Below are 21,709 nucleotides of genomic sequence, written 5' to 3'. Positions count from 1 at the left end.
CAAATTGGCAATTTGCTCCACATCTCCGCCCACGGCGAGGGGGAGGCCGAAGGCCGGGGGTGAGGTGCGCCTTCACCCCGCCCCGCCCGACGCTGAAGCATCGGGCTGAACGGGCGAAGCCCCGAAGGGGCTTTGTTCTTTCAGCGCGGGGGTTTAGCCCTGCGCGCCAGCCGGACGCGGTTTTCGCGCCCTTTCGCGTCCTTCGCGCTCCAGACGCCCCCAGCGCGGGGGTTTAGCCCCGCGCGCAGCATTCCTCACCGGCGCGGGCCGGCTACCCGTGCGTGATGAGGGGCAGGTCGGGCATCGTTACCAGTCCAGGCGCGGCCTCACGCACGCGCCGGATGGCGTTGACGGCGATGGCAACGGTGGCCGCGTCGCCATTGGTGCCCTGGAGCCTGACCTCCAGTTCGGGCACCCCCTTGATGCGGATGGTGTCGGCGTTCTCCTCGGCGTCCAGCGCGGCCAGGAACGTCAGGGCCACGAATTCACCCTCGGGCGCGAACCCACGGGCCGTCTGCTTCAGCCCGATGACGCGGCCCGGCGGCACGTCAAAGAACTCGGTAACGACGCGCCTCGTGGCCACCACCGGCTCCACGGCCGATTCGTACCGCACCAGCGTGCGCCCCAGCGTGTGGAACACCATGCCGACGGACTCCGGCAGGCCCACGTGTCCCATGCGTCCGGCGGCCATGCGCTCCTGGAATTCGTCCACTGTCAGCCCCGCGCCGATCTTGGCCTGGAACGGCCCGCGCCGCAGCGAGGCGTTCTGTGCCCGCCGGACTTCTATGTGATCCACTCGCTGGCAGATGGCCGTCAGGAACAGGGGCAGCGAGTCCATGAGGAACCCAGGGTTGATGCCGGTTCCGAGCACCGTTTTCCCCGCCCGTTTCGCGGCGGCGTCTATCTCCCGCGCTTCCGCGGGGTGCGCCAACCAGGGGAACGACAGTTCCTCGGCGGTGGAGACGACGTCCAGGCCGGCGTCTAGGAGTCCCAGAATCTGGGGCTTGAATCGGTCAAAGTAGGAACTGGTGGCGTGCAAGGCCACGTCGGCCTCCGCGCGGGCCAGCGCCTCGGCGAGCGTGGCCGCAACCGGGAAGCCCAACGGCCTCCCCAGGCCGATGACCTCGCCCGCGTCTCGGCCCACCTTGGCCGGGTCCACGTCCACCGCCCCGACCAGCCGCAGGCCCTCGCGTTCGGTAACGTGGCGCGCGATGGCGCTGCCGATAGGGCCCAGGCCGTATTGAATTACGCGAACCGAAGCTGACATCCGACCCTCCTTATGCAAAGTGGTTTACTCGGCGGACACATCCGCGCCGTCCGGAATGGGCACGACCTCGCGGCACCGTGGGTAGTTGGGGCAGCCGTAGAAAGGCTTGCCCTGGTGTTCCCCTCTTGAGGCGACGCGAAGCACCATGGGCACGCCGCGGTTCGGGCATAGCGGCGGGTCGGCGGCGCGGGTGGGGGCAGGCGATGGCCCGGCGGCGTCTTTGGCGGGCGCGGACGGCGTCTTCTTGGGTTCCGCCGGTTTCACGGCGCGCTTCCACGCCTTCAGAAATTCGTTCCCATCGTAGAGGATGATGGGCTTGCCCTGGGCCCAATCCCGCGCCTGCGGGGTAAATCCGCGAATGGCGATGATGGCCCCCTTGTCCGCCTTCTCATGTTGCATCATCCCGTAGAAATCGCGGACGATCGGCTCGCCCACGGGCGTGCGCCAGCGTTTGCACTGCACCACCCATTTCTCGCCGTTCGCGGCGCGAACTCGCACATCCACGCCGTGATCGCCGGTGGCCCCCGTGCGCTTCGCGTCGTGCCCATAGGCCCGATACAGTTCGGTTACCATCTCCTCAAACGCGCGGGGCGACAGTTTCAGAAGGTCGTCCACCGTTGCGACGTGGCTGAATCTTCCACCTGGGGTGCGCAATGCGTCCCGCGCGATCAGGCCCAACTGCACGAGGCCCAAGACGGCGCCGACCACAAGAAACCAGCCCGTGCTTTGCGGCTCGGGGATGAGGAGCGACTGCTTGATGGGGGTGGGATTGAAGAGAAGGATCGCGCGCATCAGCCCGAAGAATGCCCACATCGCCAGGGCAACGCGAAGGAAGTGTCTGCGCGCGCCGAGCACCGACGTAACCAGCGCCACAGGCCAGAAATCAAACACGAGGTCAAAGATGGGGAAGAGAATATCCATCAGCCCGATGTTGGCTCCCATGATGCGCCCTCCTCACGCTCAGCGAATGTCCACCCGCTGCCCGGCGCGGACGTGCACGGCGGCCACGCCAACCTGCACGCCGCCTCGCACAATCGGGTGGCCTCTGGGGATGTCGCGCACGGCCAGCAGGCAGCCGAAGGGCACGTCGTCCAGCACGTGCAGCACGATTTCGGCGTCGCCATGCCGCACGCGAACCAGCGCGCCTGCGGCGATATCATATTCGGGGATCACCACATTGTCAAAGGCATGCGTCGTTTGTAGTGTATCCGTTCTCACGAAATCACCTCAACTGTAGCCACGCTTCCAGCACCTGCCGCACGATGGGCGCCGCATACCGGCTGCCCTCGCCCACATTCTCCACGATAGCCGCGACGACGATCTCCGGATTGTCCGCCGGCGCGTAGCCCACCCACCACGAATGCGGCAGTTCGTAGATATTCTCGGCGGTGCCGCTCTTGCCCGCAACCGACACCGGCATCCCCTGGAACACGCGCCACGAGGTCCCGTAGGGCGGCTGTGTTACGCCTTCCAGCCCGCGCCGAATGGCGGCCAGGTGCTCGGCGGACACAGGGAGCCTGCCGATGACCTCCGGCTGGATGCGGATGTCCGGCTCGCCCTCGGTCCAGGCGGGAATCTCGGCCACCACGTGGGGCCGGTAGAGCGTGCCGCCGTTGGCGATGGCGGCGTAGAGCGTGGCGATCTGGAGCGGGGTTACCAGCAGGTCGCCCTGGCCGATGGCCAGATTGATGCTGTCGCCGGGGTACCAGGGTTCGCCGCGCGCTCGTTGCTTCCAGGCATCGTCGGGCACCAGGCCGGGCGCTTCGCCGATGAGGTCAATCCCCGTGGGCGCGCCCAGGCCGAACGCGCGGGCCATGCGCGACAGCGCATCTGGGTCCGCCTCGTAGAGCGCCTTCCCCAGCGTGTAGAACACCACGTCGCACGATTGCGTCAGCCCGCGCACCAGGTCCAATGTCCCGTGCACGCCGTAGCACTTCCAGGTACGGTTGTAGGCAGACCAAGCGCCCGTGCAGGTGAAGGTGCTGCCGGCGGTGAACCCCGTGTTCTCCAGCGCCGCCGCCATGGTAACCACCTTGAAGATGGAACCTGCGGGGTACACCGCCTGCGTCGCGCGGTTGAGCAGGGGCTTTCGCGCATCCCCGGTAAGGGCGCTCCACACCGTGGCGGATACGCCCGCGGCGAAGTCGTTGGGGTCAAAGGCGGGGTAACTCACCATGGCGAGCACCGCACCGTCGCGCGGGTCCAACGCCACAATCGCGCCCTGGCGGTCGCCGAGGGCCTCGGTTGCGGCCTGTTGGAGCGCCGTGTTGAGCGTAACGATGACGTTGCGCGAATGCAGGGCTGGGCGTTGGGCGGCGATGGTGCGCACCTGCCCGTCCTTCGTGAGGACTATCAGTTGCGCGCCGCGCTGCCCGGCCAGATAGGACTCGGCCCAGGCTTCCAGGCCGCTCTTGCCGATGAAGTCGTCGCTCTGGTAGCCCTTGGCGTGCAGGGTCCGCAGTTCGTCCTCGCTGATACGACCCAGGTAGCCCACCACATGGGCGAAGAGCGCCCCGTCGGGGTAGGCGCGGCGCAACGTCTCCCGCAGTTCTATGCCGGGCACGGCGCGCAGTTCGTCGTAGAATGCCCGGGCCTGCTCCGGCGAGAGGTCGCCGACGGGCATGAACCAGTCGGCGCGGGCCGCATTCTTGTACTTCTCCTGAACGGCGGAAGGCGGCTGGCCCAGCACCCTGCTCAGCGTGGCGAGGAGCGTGCGCTCGTCTTGAATCAGAGCCGGGACGACGCCAACGGTTACATACGTGTCCTGAGCGGCCAGCGCGTGCCCCGCGCGGTCGTAGATGTTCCCGCGCACCGAGGCCTGGTACAGAACATGCACCGTGTCCCCTGGCTGCATTTCGGGCAGGATGGCGGCGGGCGACCACCGCACCCGCCACTCGTTTGCGGCCAGGGCCAGCGTCAGCACGTTCTCGCGCTCAAAGTCGCCGACCGCCTGGCTGCTGTAGGCCACGCGGAACCGCGCCCGCGCCTGATCCTTGTCCACCAAGAGCGAGATGACCTGCGGCGTTACGGCGGTGAGTTTGGCGGCGCTGGCGAAGTCCCGGTAGGCCGAGATGAAGGCATCCTCGGCGTAGGCGGCCTGGTCATCCGGCGACAGCAGGCGGTACATGTCGGCGTAGCGCGCTTGGCTCCATGCGGTCAGGAACGTGCTCACCACCTCGGCGGGGTCATTGGCCGCCGCGGGCGTCGCCGAAGTGGTCGGCCGCGCCTTGCAGGCCGAAGCCGCCAACAGGACAACCAGCAGTGCAGGAACGAACGCGCGCAGCCGGAACATGGGCATCTCCAATACGACCGATGAATCTGCAACAGGCACTCCCTGATTCAGGACAAGTATAGCGCGAGGAAGCGGTTCCGTAAAATGCAGGCAGGGGAAGATTCGGCTTCGTCTTGTGTTGGCGACCAAGGCGCGACGCACTTTCGGAAACGCGTCGCATCTGGACTCGGCGGTATCCGCCGCCCGCCCGCTGCGTTATCGGCAGTGAGGCAGGGCGCTGCCTGCGCGATGTCCGCCCGCCACGCCCTCGGCGGCGGGTTGACAGATACGGGGCTGTATGCTAGAATCGGCCCAGGGTTGCAAGTACGGCGTTGGCAACGGCGTGCCCTGTCAGTCTCCCGCGGCTTGGCAGACTCGTCGGCAAATCATCGTGGCGGCACCCTAAGGCAGCCGTGGTGGCGTCGCCTCGCTGCTGCCTTGCGCGTGGAGACCAACCTTGCGGGATAGCGCGAATCCGTAGGGTTGGTTCGCTTGTATTTGGGGCCTTTGCCCAGATTCGGCTCCAGGGGCCAGAGAAGTGGGATGCATCCATTCTGAAAACAGTCGCACCCTTACTGCGCGGAAAAGGGCACACGTGGTCGCCAGCGTTGTGTGCATGGTGGCGCTGCTGGTGGCCTGGGCGTTCCCGCTTGCCCGCGTAACGACGGCGGCCCCCTCCCAAGTCTGGGTGGACGACGACTACTCGGCGGCGACGCCCGGCTGGGGCACCACCCACTTCGCGTCCATACCCCCGGCGCTGGCGGCCGTCGCGGACGGCGGGGAGGTCATCGTGGCCCGCGGCCGATACGCCGCGCCCATCACCATCACCAAGCCCGTGAGGCTGCGCGGCGAGGGGCGCTTCGCCACCATCCTCTACGCCACGTCGGGCACGGCCATCACCGTGGCTGCCTCGGATGTCGTCGTGGACGGCGTTGGCGTCGTCAACGAAGGCGTGGCCACGACGGGCGTGCGCATCACGGGCAACCGCGCAACATTTGGGAACTCCCGCGTCGTGGGCTTCCTCGGCGAGGCGGTCTTTGGCACAGCCTCTACGCAGACGGTCGTCCTGGCCAACGATATCGCCGACATCGGCGGCGAAGGCGTGTACATCCAGGGCACCGACAACGCCACCGTGTCCTTCAATCAGTTCCTCCGGGTTCAGGGAACGGCCCTGTCGCTGGAACGGAGCAGGTACAGCCTGGTCGCGTACAACGAGATTGCCCAGGCCGACGCCCCCGCCCAGTGGGGCATCGCCATCATCGGCGGTTCCGAGAGCAACACGATTACCCAGAACCGCATCCACGACAACAACCTGGCCGGCGCAATCCTGGTGGCAGGCCCCAACAACACCCTGCGCGAGAACACCATCGCGGACAACACCGGCGACGGCATCCGACTGGTGAGCGGCGCCAGCGGCTCCACCGTGGACGCCCAGACGATCACCGGCAACGGCCGTCGGGGCATCGCCCTCGTGGGCGCTCCTCTCTCGTCGGTTCGGATTCTCAACAACAGGATCACCGGCAACGGCTTCGCCTTCTCGGAGCCGGCCCTGCTCATAGAAAGCGCGACCAACTGCACCCTGTACGGCAATCAATTCTCGGGCAACGCGAGACCCGCGCGGGACGATAGCGCCGGCAACGTTTGGTACAGCGCCGCGACCCGCCTGGGCAACTTCTGGGACGACTACTCCGGCCCGGACGCGAACGCCGACGGCATCGGCGACACGCCCTACGCCGTGGACGGGCTTGCCCACGCGGTGGATGCCTACCCGGTGCTCCTGTTGTCGGTGTGGGCCGAGCCTCCCTCCGTCGGCGCGGACACGAGCGGATACAGCCTGCTCACGGCTTCGCTACGCGACATCCAGTTGCGCCCCATCCAGGGCGGCGAGGTCGTCTTCCGAACCAACCTGGGGCATTTCATCAGCGGCACGAACGAGTACACGACAACGGCGCAGGACGGCGTGGCGTCGGCCAAACTGTACGCCGACGGCACGCCCGGCACGGCGACGGTCGTGGTCAGCGACACAGTGCGCGGCATAAGCGTCTCCGGCCAGGTCTTCTTCGCGCCGTGCGGCTACCAGACGTGGCAAGAGCCGACGCCCAATCCCGTTTTCACCATCGCCGATGGCGACACCGCCGCGCCGTCGGTGCTGTTCAACCCGGCGTGGAGCACGCCCTACCGCATGTGGTACTCCACGGCTGCGGGCATCGCCTACGCCGAGTCGTATGACGGCATCGCCTGGCTGCAGAAGGGCCTGGTAACCGGCCTGCGAAACGCCCGCCAGGGCCGCGTGCTGTACGACCCGGGCGGATTTGGCGGGGGCGCGCCCTTCCGCATCTGGTACCGAGATTCCACCATCACCTTCCTGCCATCGGCCATCCGCTACGCCGAGTCCGACAACGGCCTGGCGTGGAGCAACGACCAGGCCATTGCCCAAGACGCCGCCAACCCGCTGGTCATCGGCACGGCGGGCTGGAACCGCGGGACGCTGGGGCCGTCCGCGGTGCTGTACAACCCATCGGCCCCGAACAGCGGAACCGACCCCCGCAACTATCGGTTCGTGATGCTCTACGACGCCACCGACGGCAGCACGCGCAGGCTCGGCCTGGCGTATTCGGCCGACGGCCTGCTGTGGAGCGGCACGGGCGCGCCGGTGTTCGGCCCAGGCCCCGCGGGCGCGTGGGACAGCGGCCAAGTGGGCCTGGCCAGCGTCATCTTGGGCGGCGATGGCGTGTATCGCCTGTGGTATTCCGGCGGGCAGACCTCGGTAACGGAAGGCATCGGGACCGCCATCTCCACCGACCTGGTCAACTGGACTCGGCTCGGCGGCAGCGCGCCCATCTGGGGCGCGGGGCGAAGGGGTGCGCCAGGCAGTTGGAATGCCAACGGCAACTTCGCCCCCGCGGTGGTGTTCCACGCCGAGCAGTTTGACGGCAAGGGGCCAGCCGCCTTCTACAAGATGTGGCGGGTGGGGCTTCAGGGGCAGAGCGCCTATGCCATCGGCTACGCGCAGTTGAACCCGGCGGACAGCCTGGCCCTGGTTTCCGGCGACGGGCAGGCGGCGCAGGTGGGCTCCAGCCTGCCCAACCCGCTCGTCGTGCGGGTGCGCGACGCCTGCGGCAACCCCGTGGCGGGCGTGCCGGTGCAATTCGCCGTGGAAAGCGGCCCCGCCGGCGCGCAAGGGTACCAGTTCTCCAACCCCGTCGCCGTTACAAATGCCGCCGGGCTGGCCAGCACCACGTTCACCTTCGGCCCCCAGGTGGGGCTGTATCAAATCACCGCCTCCGTCCCTGGCGCGAAGGGTTCGCCCGTGCGGTTCACCGCAACGTCCACCGGCGGGTCCCCCGCCACGGTGCGGCTGGGCGCGGACCCCACGGCGGTGGAAGTGGGCGGCCAGCGCGCCAGGCTTGTCGCCATCGTAACGGACAACAACTCCAATCCGGTGCCCGACGGGACGGTGGTAACCTTTGAGACCGACCACGGCTCCTTCGGCACGGGCACAACGTACATCACCGGAACCGTCAACGGGGAGGCGGAGGCCTACCTTCTGTCCAGCACGCAGGTGGCTACGGCGACCGTCCGCGCGCAGGTCGTGGGCGATTCGGACGCCATCCGCATCCAGTTCGTCCCCGGCCCCCCCGCGGCCATCAGCGGCGACGCGGCCCCGCCGATTGTGTCCGTGGGCGGCGCGACAACGCAGGTAAGGGCGCGCATCACCGACCGATTCGGCAACCCGGTCGCCGACGGCACGCCCGTTACGTTCACCACAGACCTGGGGGACTTCAACGGCCAGCCCAGCGTCAGCACGACCACCGCGGGCGGCCAGGCGTTCGCCACCCTTCGCTCGTCCACACGGGCGGGGACGGCGACGGTAGGGGTGCGCTCGGGCGCATCCGCCTACCGCGCCGTGTACGTTACGTTCGTGCCCGATGCGCCCGCGACGTTGGCCCTGTCCAGCGACCGGCCTCGCATCGCCGTGGGCGGCTACAGCGCGGAACTGGTCGCGCACGTCGCGGACCGATTCGGCAACCCGGTCGCCGACGGGACGCTGGTAACGTTCTCCACGGACTTGGGCACGCTCAACGGCGGGACGATTGCGGTGGCCACGACGACCGATGGCGCGGCCCGCATCCACCTCACATCCGGCATGTCCACCGGCACCGCGCACGTGCGGGCCGAATCGGGGGCCGGGTCCGACCAGATCACCGTGGAGTTCTACAATGCGTTGACCGTGCAGAACGAACCCTGGCAGACGATCATCTGCGCGGGGAGGCCCTTGCGGTTCACGATCACGGTGGAGAACACCGGCGACACCATCCTCACCAACCTCTTGGTGCGCGACATCCTGCCCAACGGGTCGTTTTTCTCCGCTGGCGGCTCCAGCCCGGGCGCGCAGATCTTCTCGGACCGCGAGGTGGGTTGGATTGTAGAGACTTTGGATGCGCATTCGCGGTTGACGCTGTACCTTGAGGTGTCCACAGCCCTGTACCTGACCGAGGGGACCACGATCACCAACACCGTCCGCGTCCGCGCCAACGAGGCGCCCGAGGCCCTGTCCTACTCCGAGGTGCTGGTGCAGTGCGCCGCGCAGCAAACGCCATCGCCGACGCCGACGCGGACCGCCTCGCCGACCCGCACGGCCTCGCCGACGCCGTCGCCCACACGCACGCCGACACCCACGGCGACCCCATCCCCCACGGCCATGCCCTCTCCCACGGCCACGGCCACGCCCACACGGACGCCGACGGCGAATCCGGTGCCCACGAGCACGCGCGTGCCCACGCGCTACCGGCTGGGCCTGCCTTTCATCCGCGTCGGCAAGCCCTGACCTAGACGAAGTCCACGGGGTCTATGTCCACGCGCCAACGCGCGTCGTAGGCCAGGTTCGCAAGCAGCGTGTAGGGGTCGTCGGTGCGGATGATGATGTGCCAGCGGAACTCCCCCCGCAGTCGCGGCAGGAAGCACGGCGCGGGGCCTACGATGTCCACCCAGGGGAGGCCAAGCCGCCGAACGCGGTCGTCCAGGTATTCGCGCATGCGGGCGCTTTCCTCGCGGCATCGGCGGAGGCTGCTGTCGGTGTACAGCAGGCGCGCCATGCGCGAGAAGGGAGGGTAGCCGTGCTCGCGCCGGAAGGCGATCTCGTGCTCGTAGAAGGCAGCGTAGTCGTGGCGGCCGGCCGCCTGAATGCACGGCTGCTGGGGCGTGTAGGTCTGGATGATCACGCGCCCGCCCAGGATGCTCCGCCCTGCCCGTCCCGCCACCTGCGCCAGCAGTTGGAACGTTCGCTCGGCAGCGCGGAAGTCGGGCAGGTATAGCGCCGTGTCCGCGCTGACGACACCCACCAGGGTAACGCGGGGCAAATCCAGCCCCTTCGCAATCATCTGCGTCCCGATGAGGATGTCGGCGCGGCCGCGGATGAAGTGCTCCAGCAGTTCGTCGTAGGCCCTGGGCTGGCCGGCGGTGTCGCGGTCCCAGCGCAGCGTGCGGGCGCTGGGGAACATCTCCCGCACCGTCTCTTCCACCTTCTGCGTGCCCAGGCCCAAGTAGCGAATGCGCGTGCTGCCGCAGACCGGGCACGTGGTGGGCGCCGTCTCGCGGCGGTTGCAGTGATGGCACACCAGGGCGCTGGCCGCGCTGTGGTACGTGAGCGGCAGTTCGCAGCGCTTGCACTGGGCCACGTAGCCGCAGTCGCGGCAGATCACGAAGGAGGCAGCGCCGCGACGGTTCAGGAACAGGATCGCCTGGTGGCCGGCGGCCAGCGTCTCGCGCAATCCCGCCTGAAGGGCGCGGCTGAAGATGCTCCGATTCCCCTCCAGCAGTTCGCGCCGCAGGTCCACGATTTCCACGCGAGGCAGGTCGCTGAAGATCACCGACGCGGCTTCGGGGGCGTGCAATCGCGACGCCGGCAACCCCCTGCGGGCTTCCTCCATGCGTTGGCGGCTCCACAGGATGCGCTGGGGGAGTTCCAGCAGGCGGTAGCGGCCCTGCTTGGCCAGGGTGTACGTAACCACGTCGGGCGTCGCGCTGCCCAGGATCACCGTGGCGCCCGTCAGTTGCCCCAGTTGCACGGCGACATCCCGCGCGTGATAGCGAGGCGTGTGGTCGTTCTTGTACGAGGGCTCGTGTTCCTCGTCCAGGATGATAAGCCCCAGGCGCCGCACCGGCGCGAACAGGGCCGACCGCGCGCCCACAACCACCGGGTACTTGCCCGCGCGCACGCCCTGCCACTGGTCAAACCGCTCGCCTTCCGACAGGCCACTGTGCAGCACGGTAACCTTGCCCGGGAAGCGGGATGCAAACCGTTGCACCGTCTGGGGCGTCAGCGAGATTTCGGGCACGAGGACGATGGCTTGCTTGTTGACGCGAAGGGTCTCGTCCAGCGCGCGCAGGTAGATTTCGGTTTTGCCGCTGCCCGTAACGCCGTGAAGGAGCACCACCTGACTCGCGTCGGCGCGCATGGCTTCGGACACGCCCCGCCACACGCGCTCCTGGTCGGGCGTCAGCGTGGGCGGCGGCTCGGGCGGGAACCGGCGGTCGGCCAGGGGCGAACGCTCCACGTCCTTGTAGCCGATTTGTACAAGCCCCTGCTCCTCCAGCGCGCGGATGTCGTCCAGGTCGCAGCCGGTCTCGGCATAGACCCACGACAGCCAGAGCGGCTCTTGGGCCTGCTGGAGCACGGACAGGATGGCGCGGTACTTCGCCACGCCCTGCATCTCCGCGACCTGCTCCAGCGCCCTGTCGCGGGGCACGGCCAGGTGGATGCGCGGCTCTTCGGTTACGCGGCGCACCCACCCCTTGTCCACAAGCGTGCGGAGGACGGCGGCGGAGACGCGGGCCTCCCGCATCAGGGCGTCCTGTTCCGCGACGCCGCCCTCCTTCCGCAGGAAGTCCACGACAGCGGCGTGGGAGGGGCGGGCAGGAGGCGCGCTGTCGGGCGGCTGGGCGAGCACGATGAGCGTGCGGCGCGGCTGAAGGGCCACCCAGCCTCCCGCGGCCAGTTTGCGCGCGGCCGCAGGAGAGGCGCCAGCCTGCTCGCATGCCTTGTCCAGCGGCCAGACGGGTTGCTCGCTGCGGGCCAACAGCGCCAGCAGGCGGGACGCGGCGGTGGACTTCCCCAGGCGCGGCAGCGCCGAGGCAATCTGCGCCTCGGTGGCGGTGAGGCGCACGTAGCGTTCGGAGCGCGGCTGGGCGCGCGGTGGGGACAGTTGCCGCGCGCGGGCGACGAGTCCCCGCCCCTCCAGGGCCTTGAGGTCGCGCCGCAACTCCGACGTTGGGAAACGGCGACGCAGGAGCGCCCATCGGCGAGGGCTGCGCCGCGCCAGGTAGTCCAGCAGCGCCTTCTGGCTCGCGGTCAAGTCGTCGGGCCACGGCGGGCTTGCCTTCAGATGGACAACGGTTTCCAGCCGCTGGCTCATGCCAGGTGGGAGCATCAGCCGCACCGCGTCGGCCAGGGGCGACACGTAGAAATCGCTAATCCAGCGCGCCAGGGCAATGTGCGCAGGCGAGAGCGCAGGCTCGGCCTCTACGATGCCGTCCAGTTCGCGCACGTTCTCCACGGGGGCCGTGTCGGAGAACCCCAGGATCACCCCCTGCACGCGGTGCGGCCCGAAGGGAACCCACACCATCTGCCCCACGCTGACCACGGCGGCCAGGTGGGGCGGGATGCGGTAGTGGAACACCCCCTGGGCCGAGGGGGCGAAGATCTCCGGCACCGCCCGTTCCGAGGCGCGCGTCCGACGTAACGTCTGGTTGACGGCAACTTCTGCAAACTCCGGCATTCCTGCTCCACACGAGGCGGGCCGCCCGCGCCCTGTCCGCTAGGTCGCGAAGATGGCCGCCGCCATGTACCCCACCACGCCGCTGTAGTCGCCGGTTACGTCGCCCGACGTGGCGTACTTCAGCACGCGGGCCCCAGTCGCGCCCAAGGCCTTGGCCGCGAGGAGGGTGGTTACCACCGGCCCGCCGCCGCAGGCTTCCGTCGCCCCCGACGCCAGTTCGCGCGCGAGGCCTTCCGGGTCAAAGGCGTTCACCTTGTCCACGACGATGCGATCCAGCCGCTGGGCCTGGAGTTGCGAATGGAAGTGCGACAGGTCAGTGCTGGCGACCAGCAGCGCGTTGCGGCCCTGTAGCACCTTCGCCAGGCCACTCGCCAGGGCCTTGCATGTGTCCCACTCCTGCGATCCCATCATCACGGGCAGCAGGCCGAACTCCCCCGCCAGGAGATGTTGCAGGAAGGGCAACTGAATCTCCAGCGAGTGCTCGTTGTCCTGGCCGATGTACTGCAGCCGAATCTCCTTTTCCAGCGCGGCCAGCGCCTCGCGGTCCACGCGCACCCGGCCGAGAGGCGTCTCGTAGAAGTCGGCGCTGGTGGAGGCAACCTCTCCCACCCACATGCGGTGCACCGGCGACACGATGGCGACCAAATCGTAGGTGCGCCCGCGCACTAGGGCATAGGCGTGGGCGGCCACGGGGCCGGAGTAGATGTACCCCGCGTGAGGCGCGATCAAGGCGACGAGGCGGCCGGGGATTTCCACAGGGGGCACCTTTTCCACGAACCCGTCTATCATGCGCCGCAACTGCGGGGGCGAGCCCGGATACCAGGTCCCCGCAATCACCGAATGACGCACGGTTTCGCCTGCCATAGTCGTCCCTCCTTTCACTCCTCGGTAGTCTCCCCGCGAGCGTTGACGGGGAATGTCAACGCTGAGTACGCAAGCGTTCTATCCTCTTTTCACCCTTCACGCTACAGGGAGACTACCCGCTCCTAAATGCCCGCTAGCGGAACTGGCTCAACTCGCCCAGGAGGCGCTGCGCTTCCCTCCGTTCCGCATCGGAGCCGACAAGCGACAAATACACCTGCAGGTGGCTCGCCGCGTCCTGATACTGACCGAGCCGCACGTAGGCCAGGGCAAGGTTCCAGTGCGCCTCGCTCCAGTCTTCGCGCAGGGCCACGGCTTTCTCAAAGGAATTGGCTGCGCCCGCGTAGTCCTGTTGGGCAAACTGCACATAGCCCAGCATGAAGTGGGCTTCGGCCGAATCGGGGCGCGCCTGCGCCGCCTGGGAGAAATCGGCCAGCGCGCCGTTCAGGTCGCCGGCGTCTAGGCGGGCGGCGCCTCGCTCCATGCGCACGGCGAAGGAATCCCTCTGCGCGCGCACGGCGGCCCCCGCGCCGCCGACGAGCGCGACCAGTAGCGGCAGCGTGAGGAGCAGGCGGCGTTGGCGCGTGCGCGTGTTCACTACCTGGGCGGGCGTTCCCTGCCAGTCGCGCACGACGCCGTAGTCGGGGCACAGCGCCCAACCCAGCGCCACGCCCGCGATGAGGCCGCCCAGATGGCCGTGGTTGTCCACGCCCGGATACAAGAACCCGAAGGCCAGGTTATACGCGGCCACCAACACGATGTTGACAAACTGCCGCCGCCCGGCCCGCCCCAGCAGGTTGCGGTAGCGCGCGAAGAAGTAGCCCAGCGCCCCGATCAACCCGAAGATCGCGCCCGATGCCCCCGCCGAAAGGTGATCGTTGAAAGCGAAACTGGCGACGACGCCCGCAGCGCCCGACAGGAGATAGAGAACTCCGAAGGGGACGTTGCCGAAGAGGCGCTCCACCTCGGTGCCCAGCGCGAACAGCGCATACGAGTTGAACGCCAGGTGCATGATGCCAATGTGGATGAACATCGGCGTGAAGAACCGCCAATACTCGCCCGCGGCGATGCGCCCGTTGACCTTGGCGCCGAACTGCACCAGGACAGCGGCGTTCTCGGAGCCGCCGGCCAGGGTCATCGCCAGGAAGACCAGCAGGTTGATGGCGAGAATCGCCCACGTGAGGACAGGTCGGGCCACAGGCAGCGGCAGGGACACCGTCCGCGGCGGGCTTGGGGTCGTCTGGGTTGGGTCTTCTGCGGGGGGCAGCATGGCAATCCTCACAGGTGCGCGCGTCGCGGTCGGGTGCGGCACTTCTCCGCCGTGATGATGGCCGCGATGGCGCGCACGGCGTCGTCCAGGTGGCAGTCCGAATTGACCACCACGTAGTCAAATTCCGGCAGATGCTTCATTTCCTCGCGCGCCGTCTCCATGCGCTTGCGGAGTTGTTCGGGGTCTTCGGTCTTGCGCATCCGCAGGCGGCGGAACAATTCCTCCTCGGAGCCGGCCGTGAGGAAGATGGTGATGGCGTCGGGAATCAGGCGGCGGACGGTCGCCGCTCCCTGCACGTCCAGGCGCAGGATGACATCCTTGCCGCTGGCCAGCGCCGCGAGGACGTGCGCCTTGGGGATTCCCTTGTATTGGCCGTACACGATGGCGTATTCCAGCAGTTCGTCTTTGCGGATCATCTCCTCAAACTCGGCAGGGGTTACGAAGTGGTAGTCGCAGCCATCCACCTCGTTTTCGCGGCGGGGGCGGCTCGTCGTCGTAACCACGAAGTGGAACGGGTAGCCCAATTCGGCCATGCGGCGCACGACCGAATCCTTGCCCACGCCCGACGGGCCGGAGATGACGACCAGCAGTGGCGGCGCCGATGGGGCCAACGCCTTGTTGGAGACCGGTTCGCCGCTCACTCCGCTTCCCTCTCCCGCTGCTGTCGCAAGCGCCCCACGATGGTGTCGGGCTGGAGAGCCGCCAGCGCCAGGTGGCCGGTGTCCAGCACGATGACCGACTTGGTGCGGCGGCCGTAGGTCATGTCAATGATGCGGCCGGCGTCGTTGGCCTCGCGGATCATCCGCTTGACCGGAGCCGAGTCGGGGCTGACGATGGCCAGGATACGGTTGGCCGCCACGACCCCGCCAAAACCGATGTGTAGCATTTCCGCTCGCATGGAAACCTCCTACACGCCATGATTCACGTGCGACGTACCTCCGAGGTGCGTCGCACGTGGTGGTTTGGTGGCGCAATGCCAAGACACGTAGGGCGGCTTTCCATAGCCGCCGAAGGCAGAGGGCAGGTATGGAAACCTGCCCTACGCTCTATGCGTTTCATGCTGTCGCTCATCGGTCTGACAAGGTTCCACCGAAATGTATACACTACCGCACTCCCTGTCCACTTTGCCTGCCGATGAACCTCTGTATAATATAGGCGTCGCGGATGATACCCTGACGAATCCGGAGGGCCGTATGCCTATCTACGAGTACCGATGTGCCGATTGCAGACGGCGCGTCTCCATCCTGTGGCGAACCCTCTCCGAGGCGCAGACGGCAGAGGCCCGCTGCCCCCGCTGTGGAGGGACACGCCTGACCCGACTGGTGTCGCGGGTGGCCGTGCTGCGGTCCGAAGAAGCGCGCCTGGATGCCCTCATGGACACCGATAGCCTGGGAGACGTAGACGAGAACGACCCGAAAAGCATCGCCCGCTGGATGCGCAAGATGAGCAAAGAAATCGGCGAAGACGCAGGCGAAGAGTTTGAAGAGGTCGTTGACCGACTGGAAGCCGGCCAGACCCCCGAACAGATTGAGAAGGACATGCCCGAACTGGGGCTGGGCACCGATGCATCCATGGGCGCTGACTAGAACCTCGCCATCTGTTCCACGTTGACGACGAACACCGTGGCCCCGCCCACCTGCACCTCCACCGGCGTAGGCATGTACAATTCGCCTGGCTCCATGATCGGCGGCAGCGGGTTCACGAACTGGGTGCGCGTGTGGCAGTTCTGGCGGATGGTGTCCAGCACTTCGGGTACCTTCTCGTCTTCCGTTACGACCAGGATCGTGGCGTTCCCCTCGCGCAAAAAGCCACCCGTGGTGCTGATGACGGTGGCGCGGTGGCCCTTGCGGAGCAGTTGATCCACGAGAGGCCGTGCGTCATCCGAGTTCACAATGCTGATGATGAGTTTCATCCCTTCCTCCTTGCCTACGATTGTGCGGCATGTACGTTCATGCCGACCCAGCCTCGCGGGTGTGGCGTAGGGAAACTGCCGATACCCAACCTATTTCCGACTCTGCGGCAGGCTGCCGATAAGCCTGTCCACCTCGGCGCGAATGGCCGACTGGACATCGTCAAAGTCCCGCGTCGCATCCAGAATGCGCCAGCGGGCCGGCTCTGCCTGGGCCATCTCCCGATAGCCGGCCCGAACCCGCTCGTGGTATTCGCGTTGGCGGCGCTCCATTCGGTTCCACTCGTTGGCGGCCTGCCCTCGCTTGCGCGCCAGCCCCACCTCCACGGGCACGTCCAGCAGGAACGTCAGATCGGGCTGAAGCCCGCCGGTGGCGAAGGCCGTGATGACGCGAAGCGTCTGCAAATCCAGCCCCAGGCCGTACCCCTGGTAGGCCAGGGTGGAATCGGCGTAGCGGTCGCAGAGCACGATTTGCCCCTGGGCCAGCCGCGGGCGAATCTCCTGCCCCACCAATTGCGCCCGCGCCGCCGAGAAGAGCAGAATCTCCGCCGCGGGCTGCATCTCCGTGTGCTCCGGGTTCAGCACGATATCGCGCACCAGGTCGCCGATGCGCGTGCCTCCGGGTTCGCGGGGGGCATACACGTGGAACCCGCGGGCTTCCAGATGGCCCCGAAGCGCCTGCAATTGCGTCGTCTTGCCGGAACCCTCAGGCCCCTCAAAGGTGATGAACAGGCTCAATGCACCCCTCCATCGTTGCGGAGGATGGTAACCCGTCGCCGAGGTTCGCGTCCCTGACTGAACGAGATGAGGTTAGCCTCGCGGGCCAGTTGGTGCTGCCAGCGGCGCACGTCGGCGGACTGGGGGCGCAGTTCCACCATCTTGGCTCCGGCCAGCACCTTCTGGATGGCGTCCTGCGCCTCACGCATGGCCATGGCGAATGGGTCGGCCTCCTCCGCCGTCAGGCCGAAGATGTCGGCCAGGCAGCCTTCCATCTGCGAGACGGTGTTGCTGCGCAGGACGTAGATGGGGATGCCGCGGCTCTCGGCGTCGGCGATGGGCTGGGGGCGCTTGCGGTAATAGTTGCGCAGCGTGATGACCACGTCGGCGCTCTTCAGGTCGTCCACCAGGCGCACAGGCAGCGAGAGGTTCGTCGCCGCCTGACGCAGTCGGTTCTGCCCCACGCCGTAGGCGTAGACGCTCAGCGTCTCGCGCAACTGCGGAGCCTGCGGCGTTACCCGAACGGGGCGCTCTTCCAGGCTCAGTGCCGGCAGCGAGGCTTCTTCCACGCGAATCTCGCCATTCTCGTCGCGGTAGCGGAGTTCGGCGGGCAGCGGGCGGCCGCGCAGGATGGCATCCACGGCGGCCCCCACGTCCTTGTGAATGGCCAGGCGCTGCCAGTCCTGGATTTCAATCACCACGTCAAAGGTGGGGGGCGCCTTGCGCTCCAGGATGGACTTCTGTGTGCCGCGCCGACGGGCCTCTTCGTCGCTCAGCGTTACCGACTGGATGCCGCCCACCAGATCCGACAGGGTCGGGTTCAGCATCAGGTTATCCAGCGTGTTGCCGTGGGCCGTGCCCACCAATTGCACGCCGCGCTCGGCGATGGTGCGGGCGGCCGCCGCTTCCAGTTCCGTGCCGATCTCGTCAATGATGATGACCTCGGGCATGTGGTTCTCCACCGCCTCAATCATGACGGCGTGCTGCAGGGTGGGCGTTTCCACCTGCATGCGCCGCGCCCGCCCGATGGCGGGGTGCGGGATGTCGCCGTCCCCGCCGATCTCGTTGGACGTGTCCACGATGATGACGCGCTTGGTCTCGGCCAGGACGCGGGCTACCTCGCGGAGCATGGTAGTCTTGCCCACGCCAGGCCGCCCCAGGAGGAGGATGCTCTGCCCCGAATCCACGATGTCGCGGATGATGTCAATGGTGCCGTACACGGCGCGCCCCACGCGGCACGTCAGCCCCACGATGTCGCCCTTGCGGTTGCGGATGGCCGAGATGCGGTGCAACGTGCGCTCTATGCCGGCGCGGTTGTCGTCGCCGAAGTCGCCGATGAGGTTCACCACATGCTGGATGTCTTCCCGCGTTACCTCATGATCCGAGAGTTTGACCTCGTGATGGAGAAAGCGCGCCTCCGGAAGTCGTCCCAGGTCCAGCACCACCTCCAGGAGTTCGTCGGCGCGGTCTGCCTCGCGAAGGGCCTTCTGGATGTGCGGCGGAAGGACCGCGACCAGGGCTTCCAAATCGTCGGTAATTTTCTGTTGTTTCAATCGCTCCACGCGTTCCATAGAATCGTTCTCATTCCTCTCAGCGCGGGAGGGTCTCTCCCGCGTCCATTATGTCAAAACATCGTGCCGTGCGGCCGTGGGCGTGCGCGCCTCGGCCCGCTTCTCAAAGGCCACCGCCGGCGCCGTCTGGGCCTCCCGAACCGGCAAGGCGTTTTGTCGCACCAGCACCGACTGGCTGGTTACGAATCGGAACCCGGCGTCCTGCAAAGGCCCGCGCAGGTTCACCTGGTACGCCCGCGCGCTGCAGTAGACCGTCTGCGTGCGGTGCGGCAAGCGGTTCAACACATCCCGAATCACATCGGCGGCCCTGTCGGCATGGTCCGGGTGCATGAGCATCCGCACCCAGCAGATGCCGGAGCCGTGGGCGATGCTCACGTGGGCCAGGATGTCGCTGCCCTGCCTCCACACGTAGGAGACATCACCGGGCACGAACCCGGGGGCCGCGCTCGCGTTGGCCAAACCCTCGGCCAGCCGCACGGCCTTCGGCGTGGCCGCCGCGTACAGCCGCCCGATGCCCCAGCGGCAGTCTTCATCCGCAGGCTCCAGCAGACCGACCGCGCCCTGCGCGGGCACCTGCCGAAGTTGGAACACGTCCTCGCGCGTGTAGAGGACGAAGCCCGAATCCAGGAAAACCTGCGCCGCCTCCAACTCGTCGGACAGGCGGGCGAAGATGCGCTGCACGCCGAGCCGCGCCAGATGCAACCCAAGTCCTAACAGCAGGCTCCGCCAGATGCGTTCGGCCTCGGGCTCATCCAGCGTCGGGGCCAGGCGCACCAGGTCGGCTTCCTGGGCGCCGGGCCGCAACCTGGCCTGCGCGAACCCCTCCAGCGCGAAGTCGTCCGCGGGTTCCGTGAGCACCACCGTGCAGAATGGGCCTTCGGCCAGGGAGCCGTGCCCCAGGAGCGCGGCCCAGAGCGGACTGCGCGCACGCATCAGCGCGTGCTCCAAGTCCAGCACCGTACTGCCGCGCTGCAACCGATATAGGATCGGAATGTGTTGTAGCCCAAAGGGCCTTACGCTCATCATCGTACCCGCCGCTCCTTTACGCGGAGGCGGGGCATGCACGCGGCATGTGGGATGATGCAGCCGTGACGCGAGCGAATGCTACGCCTTCGTCGCTTCTTCGGTCATCCGCAAGAAGTACCGGTGAAACCGCAGGTCGTCCGTGAGTTCCGGGTGAAATGCCGTCGCCAGCAAATTCCCCTGGCGCGCCGCGACAATCGCCCCATCGGAAAGCCGAGCCAGCACCCGCACTTCAGGCCCGACCCGCTCAATCACAGGCGCTCGGATGAACACGGCCCTGAAGGGAGCGTCCCCGCCCAGTTCCGGCACGTCCAGCCAGGTTTCAAAACTGTCCACCTGGCGGCCAAAGGCGTTGCGCCGTATCACCACGTCCATGAGTCCGATGAGCGGCTGCGCGAGGCCGCCGATGTCCCTGGCCAGCAAAATCATCCCCGCGCACGTCCCCCACACAGGCCATCCGGCGGCGGCCCTCTCCCGAATCGGCCCGATCAGGCCGTAGGTTACGGCCAGTTTGCCGATGGTCGTGCTCTCCCCGCCGGGGATGATCAGACCCGACAGGCCCTCCAGATGCTCCGGAAGGCGGACTTCGCGCGTGTCCACCCCAAGTCGCTCCAGCGCCTTGCGGTGCTCAATGAATGCCCCCTGCAAAGCCAGAACGCCGATTGTCATACGCGTCCTCTGTGGGTTGTGTTCTGCGATGCGCCTACCAGCCGCGCCCCGCCAGGAGTTGCTCCTGGGGGATCGCGCCGATTTCCAGGCCGGGCATGGCCTCGCCCAGCCCTTTGGACACCTCGGCGATGATCTTCGGGTCGTTGTAGTGGGTGGTGGCCTCCACGATGGCCTTGGCGCGGCGGGCCGGGTCGCTGGACTTGAAGATGCCCGAGCCGACGAAGACGCCGTCCATGCCCAGTTGCATCATCAGGGCGGCGTCGGCCGGCGTCGCGATGCCCCCCGCGGCGAAGTTGACCACCGGAAGCCTGCCCAACTGCGCCACTTCCTTGACGAGTTCGTAGGGGGCGCCCATCTCCTTGGCGGCCTTCATTAGTTCCTCCGGCGCCATGGACTTCAGGCGGCGGATTTCGCCCATGACGGCGCGCGCATGCCGCACGGCCTCCACCACGTTGCCGGTGCCGGCCTCGCCTTTGGTTCGGATCATGGCGGCGCCCTCGGCGATGCGGCGCAGCGCCTCGCCCAGGTTGCGGCACCCGCACACGAAGGGCACTTTGAACTGGTGCTTGTCAATGTGGTGTTCCTCGTCGGCGGGCGTCAGCACTTCGGACTCGTCAATATAGTCCACGCCCAGCGCCTCCAAGACCTGGGCCTCCACAAAGTGCCCGATGCGGCATTTCGCCATCACCGGAATCGTTACGGCGTCCATGATTTTGAGTATCAACTCCGGGTCGCTCATGCGGGCCACGCCGCCGTGCGCCCGTATGTCGGCGGGCACACGCTCCAGCGCCATGACCGCCACCGCTCCGGCATCCTCGGCGATGCGGGCGTGCTCAGGTGTAACAACATCCATAATCACCCCGCCTTTGAGCATCTGCGCCAGGCCACGTTTTACTGCTACTGTGCCCGTGTCTCTCGGCTCCATATCGTCATACCTCCCTACGGCTAACGCTTGCTTTCGTTTCCAACCTATTCTATACGCTTTGAGCGGCGTTGACAAGTCCTTGCAGCGAGGCTCAACGGCGTTTTGACGCGGCAGCACGTAGGGCGGCTTTCCGTAGCCGCCCGAGACAAGGGCAGGTATGGAAACCTGCCCTACGCTCGCGGGGTTAGTGGCACAATGCCGAAACACGTAGGGCGGCTTTCCGTAGCCGCCCGAGACAAGGGCAGGTATGGAAACCTGCCCTACGCTCCCTCAACGGCGTTTTGACGCGGCGGTGCGCGCATGGTAAGATAGCAACGCTTGCGGATTTGCCACACCCACACCTGCCTGAAAGGAAACGAACTGTGAACAAGCGACTTGCGCTGATTGCCACCGGTCTCCTGTTGGCCCTGCTGGCGGGTTGCCGCGCCCAGCCCACACCGACGCCGAC

The 21,709-nt window shown here is 67.3% G+C and carries 17 protein-coding genes; 2 read left to right on the top strand and 15 right to left on the bottom strand.

Annotation, left to right across the window (positions count from 1 at the left end; all coding sequences use genetic code 11):
• Positions 1-271: 271 nt before the first annotated feature.
• The 4 genes from H5T65_06310 to mrdA are packed head-to-tail and all read right to left on the bottom strand — an operon-like array spanning position 272 to position 4,559.
• A complete protein-coding gene (locus tag H5T65_06310; GenBank protein ID MBC7258842.1) occupies positions 272-1,267 on the bottom strand; it encodes a dihydrodipicolinate reductase in 996 nt (331 codons plus the stop codon).
• Positions 1,268-1,291: 24 nt separating this feature from the next.
• On the bottom strand, positions 1,292-2,209 hold the full coding sequence (locus tag H5T65_06305; protein MBC7258841.1) for a restriction endonuclease: 918 nt from the start codon (positions 2,207-2,209) through the stop codon (positions 1,292-1,294).
• Between the two features lie 18 nt (positions 2,210-2,227).
• Positions 2,228-2,485: a hypothetical protein gene (locus H5T65_06300; GenBank protein MBC7258840.1), complete on the bottom strand. Its 258-nt coding sequence runs from the start codon at positions 2,483-2,485 to the stop codon at positions 2,228-2,230.
• A gap of 4 nt (positions 2,486-2,489) precedes the next feature.
• Complete coding sequence (gene mrdA, locus H5T65_06295) at positions 2,490-4,559, bottom strand: penicillin-binding protein 2 (protein ID MBC7258839.1); 2,070 nt, start codon at positions 4,557-4,559, stop codon at positions 2,490-2,492.
• A gap of 574 nt (positions 4,560-5,133) precedes the next feature.
• Between mrdA and H5T65_06290 the strand changes: the two genes are divergently transcribed.
• Positions 5,134-9,366, top strand: a complete 4,233-nt coding sequence (locus tag H5T65_06290; protein MBC7258838.1) for a right-handed parallel beta-helix repeat-containing protein — start codon at positions 5,134-5,136, stop codon at positions 9,364-9,366.
• A 1-nt stretch (position 9,367) separates the two neighbouring features.
• Here H5T65_06290 and priA read toward each other — a convergent pair whose 3' ends face one another.
• The 5 genes from priA to H5T65_06265 form a co-directional block, all read right to left on the bottom strand.
• Positions 9,368-12,316 (bottom strand): primosomal protein N', encoded by a 2,949-nt coding sequence (gene priA / locus H5T65_06285; protein ID MBC7258837.1) that lies wholly within the window; start codon positions 12,314-12,316, stop codon positions 9,368-9,370.
• Positions 12,317-12,355: 39 nt separating this feature from the next.
• Positions 12,356-13,180: an AmmeMemoRadiSam system protein B gene (amrB, locus tag H5T65_06280; GenBank protein ID MBC7258836.1), complete on the bottom strand. Its 825-nt coding sequence runs from the start codon at positions 13,178-13,180 to the stop codon at positions 12,356-12,358.
• A 133-nt stretch (positions 13,181-13,313) separates the two neighbouring features.
• On the bottom strand, positions 13,314-14,447 hold the full coding sequence (locus H5T65_06275) for a rhomboid family intramembrane serine protease (GenBank protein MBC7258835.1): 1,134 nt from the start codon (positions 14,445-14,447) through the stop codon (positions 13,314-13,316).
• 8 nt (positions 14,448-14,455) lie between these two features.
• Complete coding sequence (locus H5T65_06270) at positions 14,456-15,058, bottom strand: guanylate kinase (protein ID MBC7258834.1); 603 nt, start codon at positions 15,056-15,058, stop codon at positions 14,456-14,458.
• A 26-nt stretch (positions 15,059-15,084) separates the two neighbouring features.
• The gene (locus H5T65_06265; protein MBC7258833.1) at positions 15,085-15,345 is read right to left on the bottom strand and encodes a DUF370 domain-containing protein; all 261 of its coding nucleotides are present in this window, start codon (positions 15,343-15,345) and stop codon (positions 15,085-15,087) included.
• Positions 15,346-15,640: 295 nt separating this feature from the next.
• On the opposite strand from H5T65_06265, the gene H5T65_06260 reads away from it, so the two are divergent.
• The gene (locus tag H5T65_06260; GenBank protein ID MBC7258832.1) at positions 15,641-16,033 is read left to right on the top strand and encodes a zinc ribbon domain-containing protein; all 393 of its coding nucleotides are present in this window, start codon (positions 15,641-15,643) and stop codon (positions 16,031-16,033) included.
• Here the strand turns inward: H5T65_06260 and H5T65_06255 are convergent.
• The 6 genes from H5T65_06255 to pdxS form a co-directional block, all read right to left on the bottom strand.
• On the bottom strand, positions 16,030-16,359 hold the full coding sequence (locus H5T65_06255) for a cyclic-di-AMP receptor (protein MBC7258831.1): 330 nt from the start codon (positions 16,357-16,359) through the stop codon (positions 16,030-16,032). The two genes, H5T65_06260 and H5T65_06255, sit on opposite strands and share 4 nt — an antisense overlap.
• A gap of 90 nt (positions 16,360-16,449) precedes the next feature.
• Entirely contained in the window at positions 16,450-17,094 is a 645-nt protein-coding gene (locus H5T65_06250; protein ID MBC7258830.1) for a dTMP kinase, read from the bottom strand.
• Positions 17,091-18,644 carry an AAA family ATPase gene (locus H5T65_06245; protein MBC7258829.1) on the bottom strand — a complete coding sequence of 518 codons (1,554 nt, stop codon included), beginning with the start codon at positions 18,642-18,644 and terminating at the stop codon, positions 17,091-17,093. Before H5T65_06245 ends, H5T65_06250 begins: the two co-directional genes overlap by 4 nt.
• 48 nt (positions 18,645-18,692) lie before the next feature.
• Complete coding sequence (locus H5T65_06240; protein ID MBC7258828.1) at positions 18,693-19,670, bottom strand: hypothetical protein; 978 nt, start codon at positions 19,668-19,670, stop codon at positions 18,693-18,695.
• Positions 19,671-19,748: 78 nt separating this feature from the next.
• Positions 19,749-20,336: a pyridoxal 5'-phosphate synthase glutaminase subunit PdxT gene (gene pdxT / locus H5T65_06235; GenBank protein MBC7258827.1), complete on the bottom strand. Its 588-nt coding sequence runs from the start codon at positions 20,334-20,336 to the stop codon at positions 19,749-19,751.
• Between the two features lie 34 nt (positions 20,337-20,370).
• The gene (gene pdxS, locus H5T65_06230; protein ID MBC7258826.1) at positions 20,371-21,261 is read right to left on the bottom strand and encodes a pyridoxal 5'-phosphate synthase lyase subunit PdxS; all 891 of its coding nucleotides are present in this window, start codon (positions 21,259-21,261) and stop codon (positions 20,371-20,373) included.
• Positions 21,262-21,709 lie beyond the last annotated feature (448 nt).

The sequence above is a fragment of the Chloroflexota bacterium genome (assembly GCA_014360805.1).
In the GTDB taxonomy this organism is placed as follows: domain Bacteria; phylum Chloroflexota; class Anaerolineae; order DTLA01; family DTLA01; genus DTLA01.
The sequence above is the reverse complement of the archived record's forward strand: the minus strand, read 5'-3'. Positions and strand labels throughout refer to the sequence as shown.

Coding starts and splice junctions, on each gene's coding strand:
- H5T65_06310 (MBC7258842.1), bottom strand. CDS start 1,267: ATGTCAGCTTCGGTTCGCGTAATTCAATACGGCCTGGGCCCTATCGGC.
- H5T65_06305 (MBC7258841.1), bottom strand. CDS start 2,209: ATGGGAGCCAACATCGGGCTGATGGATATTCTCTTCCCCATCTTTGAC.
- mrdA (MBC7258839.1), bottom strand. CDS start 4,559: ATGTTCCGGCTGCGCGCGTTCGTTCCTGCACTGCTGGTTGTCCTGTTG.
- priA (MBC7258837.1), bottom strand. CDS start 12,316: ATGCCGGAGTTTGCAGAAGTTGCCGTCAACCAGACGTTACGTCGGACG.
- amrB (MBC7258836.1), bottom strand. CDS start 13,180: ATGGCAGGCGAAACCGTGCGTCATTCGGTGATTGCGGGGACCTGGTAT.
- H5T65_06275 (MBC7258835.1), bottom strand. CDS start 14,447: ATGCTGCCCCCCGCAGAAGACCCAACCCAGACGACCCCAAGCCCGCCG.
- H5T65_06265 (MBC7258833.1), bottom strand. CDS start 15,345: ATGCGAGCGGAAATGCTACACATCGGTTTTGGCGGGGTCGTGGCGGCC.
- H5T65_06260 (MBC7258832.1), top strand. CDS start 15,641: ATGCCTATCTACGAGTACCGATGTGCCGATTGCAGACGGCGCGTCTCC.
- H5T65_06255 (MBC7258831.1), bottom strand. CDS start 16,359: ATGAAACTCATCATCAGCATTGTGAACTCGGATGACGCACGGCCTCTC.
- H5T65_06245 (MBC7258829.1), bottom strand. CDS start 18,644: ATGGAACGCGTGGAGCGATTGAAACAACAGAAAATTACCGACGATTTG.
- H5T65_06240 (MBC7258828.1), bottom strand. CDS start 19,670: ATGATGAGCGTAAGGCCCTTTGGGCTACAACACATTCCGATCCTATAT.
- pdxT (MBC7258827.1), bottom strand. CDS start 20,336: ATGACAATCGGCGTTCTGGCTTTGCAGGGGGCATTCATTGAGCACCGC.
- pdxS (MBC7258826.1), bottom strand. CDS start 21,261: ATGGAGCCGAGAGACACGGGCACAGTAGCAGTAAAACGTGGCCTGGCG.